Genomic DNA, 16,017 nt, shown 5'->3' with positions numbered 1-16,017 from the left:
ATAGAAAAATATCACTATTGAAATTCAAATATAAAAAAAAGCCGGGGGATATCCCCGGCCAATACCAAGTCCTGTGAGGTTGTCAAATAGCAATGGACTAATGGAAAGTTGGACCACAGTTTTTTAAAGAAGGTCAATTTAACACTCGATATCCGCGACCACTCAGGCAGTTTTTGATAATGTAGGTCGCCTCTGCACTTGCGCTACTCCCACCCGATAGACCTCCGACCAGAGCACCGGCACCAGCGCCTGCTAATGCGGCTCGGCTACTATCACCAACGATCGCTCCCAGTGCGCCGCCAATCACAGCTCCGCCTGCGGCACCGGCCGCACCTCGCCGCCCTTGATCACTATAAGTGGAATAAGCAATGCCCTTGCATTCCGCAAGATCAACTTGATACTGATTCATATTCACACCCCAGGTGTCGATAACAATTCCACCGGCACCGGGGACCTGCTCTGGCTGAGCAGCGCAGCCAGAGAGCAACACCACTACCATTCCAGCAGTTGCAAAAATAACCGTTTTCATCAGACACCCCATATCACTTTCACCACAAGCTGGTAAGCTTGTCATGTTTTTCTTCTTTAGGTTTAGCTGCTAGTGGTCTTTTGCGCCAGTTCGGCGTCTAAAAAACATGACTTTCCAGGCAGGAATTAATAGGGTTGTAGCGGCTAGTGAAACACCTGTAGTCGGGACAAGGGCTGTGAATGTACGCTGGGATCAAAGAGGTTCTCTATGCTTTTAAAAATTTTTAACCATCGGCTTTCTATTCGCTAAGTGAGGTTTAACTCTTTAGCGAATAAGTGGCTCAGCCACATCCACAACAGTGCGGGTAACGAGTCCGCACACTTTCGCTTTGCGCTTGGTTTGGGTGATCTCAAGTAAGGCACAATTAATGAGGATATTGCTACTCCGCTCAAAGGAGCCTCTCTGCAATCAAGCCAATTTCTGGTTGTAGTCGAAAGCAGCTACTTTGCAACCTCCTACTAAAGGTAATATTGGCAATAGACGATATCGCCATAGATTCAAGTATCGTTCACCTCTTTGCGCAAACCCTCCTGGCCAAATAGGCAAATAATGGCAGGATGCAAGCCCAAATTACGCTCAGCACTCCGAGAGACTGCCACAGGGGTTTGTGTAACTCCACGCTGCCATTGAGAAACGTCCCAGTAAAGTAGCTAAATGGCCCGAAAAACCCTCCCAGGATTGCCGCCAACCACAGTTGTTTTTGCAACAAGACCAAGCTGTAGCGTAGAGTCATCGCGAAATTTAACCAGAGACAGATCAACCAAAATGGAGGCCACAGGGAGCCACTCTTATTTTCCATCACCCCCAAATTAAACAATACAGAATCTATAGATACACCAAAGACAAAAACCCCAGCTAACCAAATAGGCTCTCTGGGCAAATTGGCGATATAGCGTAAATGTATAAATAAGTTCAATAGGGTAAAGGGGACAACCAGCCATACCTTGGCCACGATAACACATATTGGCCAGGCAATATCGAAAAGTAAGGCGTTAGCCACAAGGCGCCACATATCAAAATCTGCCGAGATACCGTGGTTTGGCGAATACAAATTGGGCGCTACCGATCACTCGCTGTAAAAATCCCCCCTCGCAATAGCACAAATAAAACTCCCACATTCGAATAAAACACTCATCGAACCCCAACTCCCGCACCTTGATAATTTGCGCAAGAAATTTGCTTCTCCAGTCATTTAAGGTTCGAGCGTAATGAGCTGTAATATCTTCCAGCCCCACAATCTGCATATCTGTTGAATCGGCGATATGCTCTGCAATCACTTGGTTAGATGGCAGGCAACCGCCGGGAAAAATATATTGCTGAATAAAATCGACCTCTTTGCGATACTCGTGGTAGCGCTGATCGCGAATAGTGATGGCCTGCATCACCATCAGACCATCCTCTTTGAGCAGTCCACTGCAAGCGGCAAAGAAGATCTTGTGGAATTCGTGTCCCACGGCCTCTACCATCTCAATCGATACAATTTTGTCGTACTCGCCTTGCAGGTCGCGGTAATCCTGTAATAGTAGGGTTATTCGTTCCTCCAGACCCTCACGCTGTACCCACTGCCGGGCGTAGTCGTATTGCTTCCGGGAAATAGTGGTAGTGGTTACCCTACAGCCATAGTATTTAGCCGCATAAATGGCCATCCCCCCCCAGCCGGTGCCAATCTCAAGGAGGTGGTCTGAGGACTTTAATTGAAGCTTGCGGCATATCAACTCCAATTTATGATTTGAAGCTTCAAACAAGGTTGCATCTTCAGAGGGGTAGACCGCAGAGGAATACAACATGGTCCTATCCAAAAACAGCCGGAAAAATTCATTGCCCAGGTCATAGTGGGCAGCGATATTCCTGCGCGAGCCCTTGCGGCTGTTCCCATGCAATTGGTGTAACCAGCGCAAACCCAGGCGGGGCAAATAGCTCCAACGACTATCGATTCCTTCAACCAGTGCCATGTTATCCACCATCAGGCGGATCAGATCTACAGTATTGGGGGAGGTCCAGGCCCCCTGCATAAAGGCTTCTCCAGAGCCAATAGTGCCGTTTACCAGCACCTGTAAATAACTCGACGGATCATGTACACAAATATGCGCAGAAATCTCAGCTTCCGCCACTGGCTGGCCAAAACGAAACAACTGCTCGCCCTCCTCTATTAGGAGATGGCCACGTTCAATCCCTTTGAGCTTTGCCAAGACCAGCTTGCGGGCCAGGCGAACGAGCCAGGAGTGCGCCGATCCCTCAAATTTTGACGACGAAGCCTGTCCAGCGCCCTGAACTCCTTTCATAGTTATTTATCTCCTGCCTCAGTGTTGTCGCGCGGGTGTGCAAATACCGGGATACCCTTGAGCCATAATTTCAGCGCCTGCCAATAAATGGCAGTGATCACTTTTACGGTCATCACCGGATATTGAATCAATATAGTATTGAGCGATCGGCCGCTGATTTCACTGCGCCGCAAGCTCAGAGTTGCGTCGAATATTGGACGAATGTCACCACTATCGACCATATTCGAGTCAAAATTTTGCAGATAAGCGGTCAGTTTTTCCCCGGGTTTTGTCCCTCGCCAGCGGTACCCTTGGGCCATCGGCATAAAGGGCGAGACGTGAAGTGTCTTCACAAAAGTTGCTTTTTGCAGTTTGGAATTACTGCGACAGTCCAAAACATAGCCGTGGCGTTCTTTCCAGGGGGTGTTGTGCACATCCAGCAATAACCACTCCACATCCTGGCCTTCAGTATCAAAACAGTAGTAAATACTGATGGGGTTCATGCTATAGCCAAAGTAGCGCCAATTGGCCAGCAAACGAATAGGTCCCGCAGGCCGCTCACCCGCCACCGCCTCCACCCGCTGGCGAACCGCCCTATCGAGGCTGAGCGATTGATCACCAAAAAAATCACTGCGGCAAAATCGTGCGAGCGCCCATCGCCGGCAAGACCAAGCCGGCGAGAGCTGACAAATGGCTTCCACCTCGGCCAGGTCGACATACATCATAAAAACCTGATAGCGAAACTGATGCGGCCTGGGCGCAAAGCGCCGGTGCTCCAACCAACCGGTATAGATCGCACTTTCCATGACGCCTTCCTACCAATCAACCCCCAGTCCCTGAGCCACCCGCAGCGCGCTCGTTACACCGTCTTCATGAAAGCCATTGGCCCAATAGGCACCACAAAACCAGGTGCGGTTAACCCCATTAATACGCTCCCACTGCTGCTGCGCACAGGTCCCCGCCACAGAGAACTGTGGGTGGGCGTATTCAAAGCGGCCGAGCACCAACTTGGGGTCGATACGCTCTTCGGCGTTCAAAGTGACACAGTAGGTTTTCTCGGTATCCAGCCCCTGTAGTATATTCATGTTGTAGGTCAACACCGGCAGTGCATCCCGCCCACCGCACAATTGATAATTCCAACTCGACCAACTGCGACGGTAGCGAGGTAGCAAAGCGGTATCGGTATGCAGCACAACCGAATTGGTCGCATAGGGGATGGCTTCCAACAGCTGCCGTTCTCTATCGCTCGGATCTATCAAACACTGGAGGGCCTGGTCTGAGTGGCAGGCAAATACGATAGCATCAAACGTCAAATCCTCCCCGGTTGCGGTGCGAACTATCACTCCCATCCGGCAACGCCGCACCGCGTCAATCGGAGTGGACAGGCGTATTTTGTCGGTAAAAGATCGCGTTAAAGGGGCAATATATTCACAGGATCCCCCTTTAATCACTCGCCACTGTGGACGGCGCACAAGATTGAGCAGACCGTGATTAAAAAAGAAGCGGACAAAAAAACTCACGGAAAAGTCCAGCATTTGCGCCACGCTGGCAGACCAGATGGCAGACCCCATAGGCACCAAATAGCGATCGGCAAATTCTGCCGAATAGCCGTTTGCGGGTAAATATTCACCAAGAGTCAATGTCTCACTCAAGCGCCCCTCCCGCCAGTCGCGAAGAGCATTGCGGTTAAAGCGCACGATATCCCACAGCATACGCCAGTGCCCCGTACTGACAATATTGGCGCGCTGCGCAAATAAACTGTTGAGGTTATTGCCCGCGTACTCAAACCCCTCCCTATCACAGCGCACGCTAAAACCCATGGCGGTGGGCTGAGACTGAACACCAAGCTCCTTGAGCAAACGAATAAAATTTGGATAGGTCCAGTCATTGTAAACAATAAAGCCGGTATCCACGGCTAATCGACGCCCGTCATTTTCGATATCAACGGTAGCCGTATGCCCTCCCAGGCGTGCCTGTGCTTCAAACAGGGTGATATCGTATTTTCGGTTTAAAAGATAAGCGGCGGTAAGACCGGCAATGCCGCTACCCACAATAGCGATTCGCATTAATCCTTCCTTAGCGAGCGGACTCTTGTCATTTTTGGGGCGCAGAAACGGAACCAGATAGAGCGAAACAGCCCCAGAAACCGCAGAGGCCAGCTGAGACGCCTGGGAAAATCAATTGTATGCCCTGATCCACAGAGTCCATTTTCAATACACTCGGCAGCCTGATCGGGGGTCATCAAAAAAGGCATCGCAAAATCATTGCGCTGGGTGAGGCGCGTATCGACAAATCCCGGGCGAATATTTACAACCCGCAGTGGCGTAAGGCTGCTATCTGCACGCACCGATTCCAAAAAATAAGCCAGCGCCGCTTTGGAACTACCATAGGCCTCAGCGCGGGGAAAAGGTACCACAGCGGAGAGACTGCCAAGAGCCGCAAACACGGGTGAACGACTCTCAGCCAATAGCGGCAGCGCACAATGTAAGGTGTTGATCAAGGCAAAAAAGTTGCCATCGAAAACCCGCCGATACATGGCCACATCCAGTTGAAGCTCATCGTCATACTCACAAGTACCCGCACAGGCGATGACCATATCCAGGTGATCGGTGAAATTCGCTAATTGCCGGGCCACCCCCGGCATTACCGCATCATCACTGAGGTCACAATTGAGGGTTCTGAGGCGATGGGGAGCTATTTTTTGTAACTCTACCAGTGCATCCAGTCTGCGACCGCTGACAATTACAAAATTATTCTGCTGTACTAAGCGCAATACCAGTGCCCGCCCAATGCCTGAACTGGCGCCAGTAATCCAGAGTGTTTTGTCGCGAATCCCCTGCGTCACTTAGTTGCGCTCCATCCTCGATTTAATAAACCCGATACAGGACCCCAGTAGCGGCACCTGTTCGTAAACCATGGCACCCATGTCGTAAAAGTCCTCGTGATAATGGATCTTATCGGTATAGCGCAACAGGCTACAGCCACGGAGTTGTAAAGAGCGCCCGCCTTTGAGTGACTGGTGTCGGTAGTGCATAATCCACGATAAGCAGGCACTGCCCTCGCCTATGACCGATTGATCGTCAAATTGAAAACGACACTGGGTGAGCCCCTTATTCATAGAGGCAAAGTAGCTTTTTAAAGCCGGCAGTCCCTCTATCCGATGCAGGGGGTCACAAAAAATAATATTTTCGCGGTAAAGTGCGCCAAGGCTGCCCGTTTCCTGCATTAGGAAGTCTTTATAATATTCCTTAAGCTCATCGATCAACGCGCTCATCTCCGGGTCCCTTTTTATTAATATTGCAGACATATACGCCACCGCCCATTGAGTGGATCACCGCCCACCAAAGGTAGGCCAGAGAGATCCAGTTATGTCCGGCCTGCGTAAGTAATTAACAGACAACTGGGAAGTCTCAGCCCAACAGCCTGTTGCAGGGTGCGGTACAAGGATGTGCCGCAACAGGCTTTATAGCGATAGCATGATTGATTGAGTATCGACAGCGACAGAAAGATCGCTACCATAGCCCCTAACCCAATAGCGAAATAGGCCCGGTGAAATTGCCACAGCAAGAGGACCAGGATTGGACCGCCCTGCTGACACGAGTCGGCAAACAGCGCGATCGCCAAGCCTTCGAGCAACTCTTTCGCCATTTTGCACCGCTGATTAAGGGGTTCCACAACAATCATTCCACCCAGGCAATTAATGCTGAAACCGCCGATGAACTGGTACAGGAAACCCTGTTCAAGGTCTGGCGTAAAGCACCCAGTTTTGACGCCAGCAAGGCCTCTGCCAGTACCTGGATATTCACCATTATGCGCAACACTCGCATCGATATGTTGCGTCGCAATGGACGTCAGCAGAATACAGATATCATTGAAGCCATGGATATTTGGGATGAAACCCCCGAACACCAGCCCATGATATTTTTACAGAGAAGACGCAACGAAAAGGAGGTCGCGGAATGCCTGCACAGCCTGCCGGCAGAACAGAGCCACGTTCTGGAAAAGGCGTACATGGAAGGAAAGTTCCACAGCGAGATATCCAGGGAACTGAATTTGCCACTGGGCACAGTAAAATCTCGCGTACGCTTAGCGCTCAAGAAATTACAAGCGAAGTTGGCCAAGTAGGTTTCGTATGATTCACCATCACCCGGATAAGCATTTACTCCTTGAGTACACCGCCGGTAACCTGCCCAAAGGCGCCAGCCTAATCGTTTCTGCCCATATACAAATGTGCGCCGAGTGCCGCGTTCAATATCGCGCCCTAAACACCCTCGGCGGCTCCATTCTAGAATCCTGTGCACCACAAGCGGTAAACGATGAAGTTTTTCACCAGCTGATCGGGCGTATCAATCAGACAGCGGCAATAGCTCCCATACAAGAAGTGATCCTTGAAAGTTCCAGAGCCACAGACCCCCTGCTGACCGATGTACCGCCGATCGTAAATAAACTGATAGAAAAGAACCCCCCGATCAAGTGGAAGAGCATCACCCCGGCGCTAAAAGTGTGCCGGCTTAAAACCGGGCAGGACCAATATGAGGTGAGCTTTCACCGCCTCAGTTGCGGAGGAAAAGTCGCAGAGCACGATCACCGAGGCTATGAACTCACCCTGGTTTTGCAGGGCAGCTTCTCCGATAACGATGGTATCTATCGTCGCGGTGACTTTTTGCTGCGAGAGCCCGGCGACGTACACCGCCCGACAGTCACCGAGGATCAGGAATGCCTGTGCTTCTCAGCGGTGCAGGCACCGGTGGCAATCACCGGTGTCAGCGGCTGGCTGCTAAACCGCCTTATCCCGTTTCAACCGGGCTGACACCGATTAGAGAGAATTGCGCTGCCTAAGACGCCGCCAGAGAAGTCGGCTCCTGCTCCCCATCCACAAATAGTGCGGACAACTCGCCCCAACGATCATTGACCGCCGCAAACTTCTCTTCGCGCACATGGCCATAGCCGCGAACCCGAAGGGGGATTTCGAGTAGCTCTTGGGCCGCAGACAGGTTTTCACCCGACAGATGCGCGGCCACCCCATCGATAGCCTTAGCTACCTGTTGGGCCCAGCGCCGCTCGGCACGGCGCTCCTGGGTATAGCCAAAAATATCCAGAGCGGTACCGCGCAATACCTTACCCCGGGCCAACAGCGGCATCAGCTTACCTATCCAGGGGCCAAACTGTATCTTGCGCACTCGCCCACTGCTATCGGGCCTAGCCAGGAGCGGCGGCGCCATATGGAATTTAAGGGTGTAGTCACCGCTGAATGTTTCACTCAGCTGCCGCTGGAAATCTTCACCGCTATAGAGGCGTGCCACTTCATATTCATCTTTATAGGCCATCGCCTTATAAAGACTGCGCGCGGCCACTCGGCTGAGTTCACCGCGACTACCGGGCAGCGAGGCCTCTGCGGTGCGCAGCGCCTCTATATGGCGGGTAAACTCCGCAGCATAGGCCGAGCTTTGATAATCGCGAAGCTCTGCCGCCAGTCGCTCTATCAATTGCTCAAGCGATTCCTCGGGCTCCACCAATTTCACCGGTTTGGCCGGCACTGCCAGTTGCTCGATCGCTTTAGGGTTTTCCGCCAGTAAACGGCCCGCGCGGAAAGCGCGCAAGTTGTTCTCTACCGCCACGCCATTGAGTTCGATAGCCCGCTCCAGAGCCGCTTCACCAATGGGCAACAGCCCTTTCTGGCAGGCGAATCCCATAACCATCAAATTACTGGCTACGGTATCGCCAAACAGTGCCTGGGCATATTTGTTCGCATCAAAGGCAAAATACTCTGCACACAGGGACTCAATACTCTGCTCGGTTGCGTCGGCGGGGAATGCCAGCTCGTTATCGCGAACAAAGGCCGCCACCGGAACTTCAGCGGTATTTACCAAGGCACGCATTTCACCGCTGGCAAACTTGGTCCGCTGGCTAGCAGCCGTGACCATATCGCAGCCCAGCAACAACTGTGCCGCACCATCGCGAATACGCGCGGTGGTAATCGCCTCGGGGTTTCCCCCCACTTTCACATGAGCAACTACGGCGCCATTTTTCTGTGAGAGACCGGTAAAGTACAAAGTGGTACTGCCCTTCTCCTCCAAGTGTGCCGCCATACCCAGCAGTGCCGCCACAGTAAGTACGCCACTGCCACCAATACCTGCCACCAAGATGCTGAGAGGCTCGGCCAGAGGTGCTAGCAGCGCTGCGGGCAAGCCGGCAATCGCCACATCCAGAGCATCTGCCAGAGAGTGTACCGGCGGTTTTTTCAGCTCTCCCCCCTCCACAGTCACAAAGCTCGGACAGAAGCCATCGGCACAGCGCATATCTTTGTTACAGCTGGACTGGTTGACTTGGCGCTTGCGCCCGAATGGCGTTTCCAGTGGTTCTACGGCTATACAGCTGGACTGCACACTACAGTCACCACAACCTTCGCAGACCCGGTGATTAATCAGCAGCCGCTGAGACGGATCGACCATCTGCTTTTTCTTGCGGCGACGGCGCTTTTCGGCTGCACAGACCTGCTCGTAGATAATTGCAGTAACGCCGGCAGTTTCCCGCAAACGGCGCTGTACAGCGTCCAGCTCAGAGCGAGGTAAAACTTCTATCGCAGCGGGTAATTGGTTGCGATGTTCACGCCAGTGATCCGGGTTTTCAGTCAAAAGAACGACGGTGCCAACGCCCTCGGCCAATAATTGTGCGGCCAGCGAGGGGGCATTGACTTCACCATCGGCGGGCTGACCACCGGTCATGGCCACCGCATCGTTCAAAAGAATCTTGTAAGTGATATTGACCTGGCTCGCCACAGCTTGACGAATGGCCAGCAGACCCGAGTGATTGTAGGTTCCATCACCCATATTCTGGAAAATATGCTCTGCGCTGGAGAAGCGATGCAATCCCACCCACTGGGCGCCCTCGCCTCCCATATGGGAATAGGTATCGGTGCGCAGGCCCTTGCCCAGAGCCATAATATGGCAGCCGATACCGGCACTGCCCAAACTGCCTTCAGGCAGTTTGGTAGAGCTATTGTGGGGACAGCCCGCACAGAAAATTGGTTCGCGAGCCAGTAAGCCTTGAGCCTTTGCAGCAACATTGCCCCCCAGTTTTTCTGCCAAGGGGATCAGCTGTACCGCCAGTTCAGTATCCGCCAGCCAGCGGGCAATGGCTTTGGCCACCTGATCCGGGCCAAAGCCCCAAATTGCCGGCAGCAAGTCGTTGCCATCCAGATCTTTCTTGCCTACTACCTTCGGCCGATAGCTGTCCGCCCAGCCGTAGAGCAGGTTCTTCAACTGATCCTCTACCAGGGGCCGCTTTTCCTCTACAACCAGCAGACGCTCCATACCTTTAGCGAACTCACTGATGCCCCGGGGCTCCAGCGGCCAGGACATCGCCACTTTGTAAATAGAGATACCCGCCGAATTGAGATCCGCCTCCGACAAATTGAGCAGCTTTAGGGCTTCCAGCAGATCACCGTGGGCCTTGCCGACCGTCACAATACCGAAGCGTTTTTGCTCCGCACTATGGGTGGTTTTATCCAGGCGATTGGCATAGGCGAATGCCCTGGCTGCGGGCAAGCGCTCCTCGAGCATACGGCGCTCATACTCAAGGCGCTCGGCAGGCCAGTTCAGGTGGGGATCGTAGTTCAACCCGTGGGGCGGAATTGGAAAATCAGCGGGAATCGTAAATTGGGGCAGCTCCGGCACAATCAGGGAGGCACCGGCCTCTACGGTTTCGGTAATCGCCTTGAAACCAACCCAAAGGCCGGAAAAGCGGGACAACGCGATGCCGGCGAGCCCCAGAGTTAGGTACTCGTCAATAGAGGCCGGGAAAATAAGCGGCATCATCACCGACTCAAAGATCTGGTCGGTATTGTGGGAAAACATGGAGGACTCTGCGGTGTGGTCGTCGCCACACAGCGCCAAAACACCACCCAGTTTTGCGGTGCCCTGGATATTGGCTTGACGGAATACATCTGCGGTGCGATCTACACCGTGGCCCTTGCCGTACCAGATAGCAAAGACACCGTCTTTAGTCGCCTGCTGGCGGTAGTGATCCAGCAACTGGGTGCCCCAAATATTGGTCGCCCCCAAGTCCTCGTTAATACCCGGCTCGAAATGAATGTCCCGCTCAGCCAACAGCTTCTTGTGCCGCCACAGGACTTGATCATATCCCCCCAGAGGGGAACCGCGATAACCGGAGATAAAACCCGCTGTATTGAGGCCCGCCAATTCATCCATGCGCTTTTGCATTATGGGTAAACGAACCAGGGCATCAATTCCGGTCAGGAATACACGACCGGATTCACGGGTAAAAGCCGCTTTCAGTGAATACTCGCTATCAAAGCCCAATTCCTGATCGCCTTCGACCATTGCCATGGGTACCACCTATTTATCTTTATTAGTTTATTGCTTTTATCACTCGAGCTCCCTCGCCAGTAACATGTCGCGAAAAGCTTCACGGCATCTCCCTAGTTACAGCGAAACACAGCAGAGTTGTTTAGTAGCGCTAAAATTAACACTGCCCAGCAGAGCAGGTCATACCAAAATTGGGCTGACTCAGGCATAATGCCGCCATAACTCGCTAAAGATGACCTGCTACTGGCAACAAATCACTCAAAATGAAGTATTTTGGGGGATACAACAGAAAGGGTATGCCCTCTTATAGTGCTAACGCCTGGGCTTCGCAGTCAGTGTGACTAAATTTGCGCCAAGGGTTCAGTCACTTAGAGGAAAGACCAGAAATTGATCAGGGGATATCAGTTTCTGGCCGGCATCAGCAGGTTGGGCAAAGTACCCACTAGCGGGAAGTTAATAAAAACGGAGAAGGTCTCACAAAAGATGTGCAGTATAGGAAATGGCTGCCATAACAAACCAAAAAAAACCATGTACACAATGCGCACAACTGACCGGGAAACGCTGGGAAGCTTAGTTTCACCGGCAAGTTGATGTTTAGCAGCCGGTGATCCCGGCGTACGTTCAGAGAGATGAGATACGGAATATAACTATGGCCTATTTACTGGATGCCATCGACAAAAAAATTCTGGAAATCCTGCAACGGGATGCCACCATTCCCAATATTGAGCTCGCAGAAAAAGTCTGCCTCTCCCCCTCACCCTGCTCACGACGGGTTAAAAACCTAAATGAACAAGGCTTTATCAAACGCGCCGTCACCCTGTTGGAGCCGGAAAAAGTTGGCTTGCCGGTAAGTGTATTTATTCAGGTTACCCTGAACCATCAGGTAAAGAAGGAATTACAGGATTTCGAGTCGGTGATCGGCCAATGGCCGGAGGTGATGGAATGCTACCTGATGACCGGTGATTTTGACTATCTGCTGCGGGTTGTCGTACCTAATTTGCAGGCCTATCAGGAATTCCTGGACAAGAAGCTGACCGAACTTCCCGGCATCGATCATATTAAAAGCAGCTTCTCTTTGAAGCAGGTGCGTTACCGTACAGAATTGCCGCTGGATCAGTTATTGGAGAGCCAAGGCTAGCTCCTTTTAACGCCTGCGCTAATGCGGGCGTATACTTATTTGACTTTCAATAACTGCAAAAAGTGCGGGCTACTGCGGCCTTTCCGTTGGCCCTGTTTAAGTAACCCGCACTCTTTTTACCGATTAAACATTATTTCTCGGATAGTGTTGAGATATCAACTTCAAGCCCCTCCAAGTGCTTGACAAACTTCTCCGACACCCCGGGACCAACTTCACCGCCTAAATGCTCAGCGAAGAAAGCTTCCATTTTTATTAAAAAAGCCATTCTGTTGATATTTTTTGAAAATCCATGCCCCCTCATCTTTAGCCAAGATATATTCGACATCCAGCCCTTTTTGATACATTGCTCGGGCAACCTGATCCGACTCAAATAGACCATTTAAACAATGACCGAGCAACTAGAGAGATACCGCTGCTGTAAAAGTTCTGCTACCTGACAGTGGGGAAACACTTGCAATGGTCACGGAATAGATTCGATGAAAAGAAGTAAACTTCTCAGAGAGAGGGTTTGGGGCACCACATAGCAATCTACTTTTGATAATATTTCCTGCATCATGCAAAAGTAAGCCGTTGAACTCAGCCGAGTGCGAAGCAATTTTATCCAGAACACCTTTCCATCAATACTTTAGACAGATCAGGATAAATCACCGATAAAAAAGCACGCACCCAGCTTGAATCATTAGATACAACAGAAAAATTACTAAAGCTCCAAAACCATCAAGCTAAACTGCCTGACTTCTACACGCTACTCTGTCGACTTAAAAACTTCTGGATCAATTTTACGAGTATTGAAGTTAGGAAAATCTCTTATAGACGCCATAGTGTTAGGGTCACCAGTAACCATACGCAACAATTGATTGGTGCCCGAAGCAAAATAGTACGTTGCTGGCCCCTTACCTTCTGGCCGCTCAAAGGTCCATGCTTCAGCATCTTGCCCCAACACCTCCTGCCTACCCACAAAGCGGGCGTCACATTCTTCAAGGACATCCTGCATTAAAATAAGGTTATGACAAGGATCAACCTCGTTATCCAGTACTACTGCTTCGAATTGGCTTGTCCTATCCATATGCTCACGAGCATAGGCAATTTTAGCTTTAAAAGACTCGCAACTGTTGGGCTGCATAACCTCAGACATCCACAGCCTATGTCCCGTTTCAGTTTCTGACCACGGATTAAAAAGCCCATCAATACGGCACACATTGCGCTCGTAGTCAAACCAGCAATATCCAGATGTAATATGATCTGTAGCCTGCATTGGTTGCCAGTACGAAATGTAACTACTACTCCACTGTGCTGGCAGCTTTGGGGGCTTCTTCTGATCTTTCTTTAGTGTCATTAATTTACACCACGATCAAGAGCGCGACCTAGCACTTGAGCCAATGCCGCTGGCAGTGGGGGAAGATGGCCTCTACGCTCAGAAAAACTGTGTGCGATTTCTTCAACAGATAAGTCCATCTTGTTTTCAACAGTCTCAAACCAATCCTGACTAGCAGTGGCATGCTTATCAAACAATTGCATGACTGGCATCACATTATTGTTAAATTCCTCCATAGCCAGAGCAACATTCTCACTGTGGTCATGTACGGCTTTTACCAAAATCTGTGCGCCTACCACGGCCATCGTCGTACCATGGCCAATAGAAAAGTGTCCAGACTGTAGCGCATCACCGACCAAAGCTATATTTCCATCATAGGATTTTTCATGGCTTATTTTCATGAAATTACGCCACTTCAATCCGCTCTGAGTTTGCACCGAATGTCCTTCAAGCTCCTCTTTAAATAGAGTCGCGACAAAATCTTCTGCCTCCCCCTCTGAAAGCTTGTCTAGCCCCACCTTTTGATAAGTTTCCTCGCTGCACTCTACGACAAAAGTACTCATATCATTTGAATACTTGTACGAATGAGCTACGAAAACACCTTTATCGTGCTTCTTAAAGATTAAATTCATAGCATCAAATACTTGGGATGTTCCATACCACATATAGCGGTTACTACCGTATTTTACCTTGGGCTTCAAGGCCTCTCTATAGTAGGCTGAGGTATGACTAATCCCTGTAGACATAACAACCAAGTCATAGGCAGCTGTATCCAGATCAGACTCTTCCTCAATCGACTTTTCATATTCAATTGGAATGTCCAAACCAGCACATAATTGACGCAACTCTCGCACTAAAGCCTTACGTTCAGCGCCACACAAAGTCACATTTGTATCTTTACGCACACTCTTATTATTATGAGTGAGCTTAAATTCATTAAGATACTGCTCCCCCACGGTTTTATCCGCTGGAGTATATGTTAAAGGGTTTGCAGGATGTTTTTGAGCATGCCCGGGAAGCACTACCCCCCACCCTACAACATTATCATCCACATGGTTTTTTTCTACTATACGTAAATCCCACTCAGGGTGTAGCTTCTTAATCTGGCTTGCAAACATCAGACCCGCTGGACCTGCACCGATTACCAAAATTTTCATTAATTGACCCGCCCTATTTTGTACCAAACATTTTGTTTTTCCTGAACATCTCTAAGCTCACTATAAGACATAGAAGTGAAGTAGAGCTTTTCCGCCATATCCGGCGGGTACACTGAAGGAAACTTTTGCCCCATATATCGTGTATAACGTGCGCGCATAAAAAATATCGGATTAGAGCAACTTAATACATCATAATTGGTGATGGCCATGTCCTGCATTGCATCAGCTTCAGCTTTACGCTTATCAGTAAACATTGATAAAACCTTACCAAAATCACTGCCATGCTCTTCAAGCAAGCACGAAAGAATATAAACATCCTCTAATGCCATATTCATTCCCTGACCAAGAAAGGGCGCTGTAGCATGGGCTGAATCGCCTATTAGTAATGCCTTATCTTTATAGTGGAACGTCGATGAGCGTACATTAATAAGGTCATTACTTGGTTTTACCATAAACTGTTCGAGCATATCCTCGCGTACACTAGCAGGTATCATAGGATAATAATGATCAAAGAAGCTTTTCATTGCCGCTTTATCATCACTATGCAAACTGATTTGTCCCGAGTAAGGGAGGCAGACCGCGATACTGATACTGCCATCTGGAATAGTCGCAGCGCGACTCGCAAACACGCCACCCGAATCCATGCCAAAGAAATACAATATATCTGGGGCAAGACCTACTGTTTTCCCATCAGGGATCACAAGTGTTTTATATCCATGCCTAAAGAATGATTGGTTAAACTCAAATCGTCGCGAACGGGACATCATTGCATCACGAATACATGAGCGTGCGCCATCCGCACCAATTAGAAGATCCCCTTTATGATGAGAAAATTGATCTTGCTCATCCTTAGCCACTAAACTGCAATTGTCCAGATCGACATCTACACACTGTTGGTTGTAGTGGTATGTAACCCCCGCACGCTCCGCATATTTATTCAGCAACACTTGAAATGCACTACGGCTAAGTGACAAAGGTTTAAGTTTATCTTGAGTAGACAGGTCTCTTAGCTTGGGCTTGCCTTTTACATAAAAGGTCATCCCGGAAATTTCCACACCGCAAGCCTTCAGTTCTTCAAAGGGTATCCCAGCTGAGAGGACAGCTTTAATCCCCCTTACTGTCATACTGACTCCAATCGCTCTAGAACTCACCTGGTCGATGTAATCATCTGTACTTAATAGTGGGTTGCTCCGCTTCTCAATAATATGGACATCATACCCCTGCTTTGCCAGATAAATAGCCAATAAGCTACCTGCTAGACCACCACCAACAACTATTATCTTCTTCACT

15 protein-coding genes are annotated in these 16,017 nt (G+C 50.1%); 3 read left to right on the top strand and 12 right to left on the bottom strand.

The features are described 5' to 3' along the window. Positions 1-133: 133 nt before the first annotated feature. The 7 genes from ACJJIK_RS03230 to ACJJIK_RS03200 all read right to left on the bottom strand — a co-directional run bounded on the left by ACJJIK_RS03230 (position 134) and on the right by ACJJIK_RS03200 (position 6,097). Complete coding sequence (locus ACJJIK_RS03230; protein WP_444944188.1) at positions 134-574, bottom strand: glycine zipper family protein; 441 nt, start codon at positions 572-574, stop codon at positions 134-136. A 463-nt stretch (positions 575-1,037) separates the two neighbouring features. Beyond that, positions 1,038-1,541, bottom strand: a complete 504-nt coding sequence (locus tag ACJJIK_RS03225) for a DUF2878 domain-containing protein (protein WP_444944187.1) — start codon at positions 1,539-1,541, stop codon at positions 1,038-1,040. Between the two features lies 1 nt (position 1,542). Further along, a complete protein-coding gene (locus tag ACJJIK_RS03220) occupies positions 1,543-2,811 on the bottom strand; it encodes a class I SAM-dependent methyltransferase (RefSeq protein WP_444944186.1) in 1,269 nt (422 codons plus the stop codon). A gap of 2 nt (positions 2,812-2,813) precedes the next feature. Then, complete coding sequence (locus ACJJIK_RS03215) at positions 2,814-3,596, bottom strand: DUF1365 domain-containing protein (protein ID WP_444944185.1); 783 nt, start codon at positions 3,594-3,596, stop codon at positions 2,814-2,816. 9 nt (positions 3,597-3,605) lie between these two features. Next, complete coding sequence (locus ACJJIK_RS03210; protein WP_444944184.1) at positions 3,606-4,856, bottom strand: NAD(P)/FAD-dependent oxidoreductase; 1,251 nt, start codon at positions 4,854-4,856, stop codon at positions 3,606-3,608. Continuing rightward, a complete protein-coding gene (locus ACJJIK_RS03205) occupies positions 4,856-5,635 on the bottom strand; it encodes an SDR family NAD(P)-dependent oxidoreductase (protein WP_444944183.1) in 780 nt (259 codons plus the stop codon). The genes ACJJIK_RS03210 and ACJJIK_RS03205 overlap by 1 nt, the downstream gene beginning before the upstream one ends. Beyond that, the gene (locus tag ACJJIK_RS03200; RefSeq protein WP_444944182.1) at positions 5,636-6,097 is read right to left on the bottom strand and encodes a nuclear transport factor 2 family protein; all 462 of its coding nucleotides are present in this window, start codon (positions 6,095-6,097) and stop codon (positions 5,636-5,638) included. A 242-nt stretch (positions 6,098-6,339) separates the two neighbouring features. Between ACJJIK_RS03200 and ACJJIK_RS03195 the strand changes: the two genes are divergently transcribed. Beyond that, positions 6,340-6,915 carry a sigma-70 family RNA polymerase sigma factor gene (locus tag ACJJIK_RS03195; protein WP_444931204.1) on the top strand — a complete coding sequence of 192 codons (576 nt, stop codon included), beginning with the start codon at positions 6,340-6,342 and terminating at the stop codon, positions 6,913-6,915. 7 nt (positions 6,916-6,922) lie between these two features. After that, complete coding sequence (locus ACJJIK_RS03190) at positions 6,923-7,600, top strand: ChrR family anti-sigma-E factor (RefSeq protein ID WP_444931205.1); 678 nt, start codon at positions 6,923-6,925, stop codon at positions 7,598-7,600. A gap of 25 nt (positions 7,601-7,625) precedes the next feature. On the opposite strand, the gene ACJJIK_RS03185 is transcribed toward ACJJIK_RS03190, so the two are convergent. Further along, positions 7,626-11,138 carry an indolepyruvate ferredoxin oxidoreductase family protein gene (locus tag ACJJIK_RS03185; RefSeq protein ID WP_444944181.1) on the bottom strand — a complete coding sequence of 1,171 codons (3,513 nt, stop codon included), beginning with the start codon at positions 11,136-11,138 and terminating at the stop codon, positions 7,626-7,628. Between the two features lie 628 nt (positions 11,139-11,766). Between ACJJIK_RS03185 and ACJJIK_RS03180 the strand changes: the two genes are divergently transcribed. After that, a complete protein-coding gene (locus ACJJIK_RS03180; protein WP_444944180.1) occupies positions 11,767-12,255 on the top strand; it encodes an Lrp/AsnC family transcriptional regulator in 489 nt (162 codons plus the stop codon). A 130-nt stretch (positions 12,256-12,385) separates the two neighbouring features. On the opposite strand, the gene ACJJIK_RS03175 is transcribed toward ACJJIK_RS03180, so the two are convergent. From ACJJIK_RS03175 to ACJJIK_RS03160, 4 genes are all read right to left on the bottom strand, one after another. Further along, positions 12,386-12,580 carry a hypothetical protein gene (locus tag ACJJIK_RS03175; protein ID WP_444944179.1) on the bottom strand — a complete coding sequence of 65 codons (195 nt, stop codon included), beginning with the start codon at positions 12,578-12,580 and terminating at the stop codon, positions 12,386-12,388. A gap of 420 nt (positions 12,581-13,000) precedes the next feature. Further along, positions 13,001-13,591 (bottom strand): violacein biosynthesis enzyme VioE, encoded by a 591-nt coding sequence (vioE, locus tag ACJJIK_RS03170; RefSeq protein ID WP_444944178.1) that lies wholly within the window; start codon positions 13,589-13,591, stop codon positions 13,001-13,003. Next, entirely contained in the window at positions 13,591-14,727 is a 1,137-nt protein-coding gene (locus tag ACJJIK_RS03165) for a hypothetical protein (protein ID WP_444944177.1), read from the bottom strand. The genes vioE and ACJJIK_RS03165 overlap by 1 nt, the downstream gene beginning before the upstream one ends. Beyond that, positions 14,727-16,016, bottom strand: a complete 1,290-nt coding sequence (locus ACJJIK_RS03160) for an FAD-dependent oxidoreductase (protein ID WP_444931210.1) — start codon at positions 16,014-16,016, stop codon at positions 14,727-14,729. The genes ACJJIK_RS03165 and ACJJIK_RS03160 overlap by 1 nt, the downstream gene beginning before the upstream one ends. Between the last annotated feature and the right edge of the window lies 1 nt (position 16,017).

This window comes from Microbulbifer regidiadema (SeqCode) (assembly GCF_052466995.1).
The sequence above is the reverse complement of the archived record's forward strand: the minus strand, read 5'-3'. Positions and strand labels throughout refer to the sequence as shown.

Excerpts from the sequence above, each read along its gene's own strand:
- ACJJIK_RS03230 (WP_444944188.1), bottom strand. The coding sequence starts at position 574 with ATGACAAGCTTACCAGCTTGTGGTGAAAGTGATATGGGGTGTCTGATG.
- ACJJIK_RS03225 (WP_444944187.1), bottom strand. The coding sequence starts at position 1,541 with ATGTGGCGCCTTGTGGCTAACGCCTTACTTTTCGATATTGCCTGGCCA.
- ACJJIK_RS03220 (WP_444944186.1), bottom strand. The coding sequence starts at position 2,811 with ATGAAAGGAGTTCAGGGCGCTGGACAGGCTTCGTCGTCAAAATTTGAG.
- ACJJIK_RS03215 (WP_444944185.1), bottom strand. The coding sequence starts at position 3,596 with ATGGAAAGTGCGATCTATACCGGTTGGTTGGAGCACCGGCGCTTTGCG.
- ACJJIK_RS03210 (WP_444944184.1), bottom strand. The coding sequence starts at position 4,856 with ATGCGAATCGCTATTGTGGGTAGCGGCATTGCCGGTCTTACCGCCGCT.
- ACJJIK_RS03200 (WP_444944182.1), bottom strand. The coding sequence starts at position 6,097 with ATGTCTGCAATATTAATAAAAAGGGACCCGGAGATGAGCGCGTTGATC.
- ACJJIK_RS03190 (WP_444931205.1), top strand. The coding sequence starts at position 6,923 with ATGATTCACCATCACCCGGATAAGCATTTACTCCTTGAGTACACCGCC.
- ACJJIK_RS03185 (WP_444944181.1), bottom strand. The coding sequence starts at position 11,138 with ATGGCAATGGTCGAAGGCGATCAGGAATTGGGCTTTGATAGCGAGTAT.
- ACJJIK_RS03180 (WP_444944180.1), top strand. The coding sequence starts at position 11,767 with ATGGCCTATTTACTGGATGCCATCGACAAAAAAATTCTGGAAATCCTG.
- ACJJIK_RS03175 (WP_444944179.1), bottom strand. The coding sequence starts at position 12,580 with ATGTCGAATATATCTTGGCTAAAGATGAGGGGGCATGGATTTTCAAAA.
- vioE (WP_444944178.1), bottom strand. The coding sequence starts at position 13,591 with ATGACACTAAAGAAAGATCAGAAGAAGCCCCCAAAGCTGCCAGCACAG.
- ACJJIK_RS03165 (WP_444944177.1), bottom strand. The coding sequence starts at position 14,727 with ATGAAAATTTTGGTAATCGGTGCAGGTCCAGCGGGTCTGATGTTTGCA.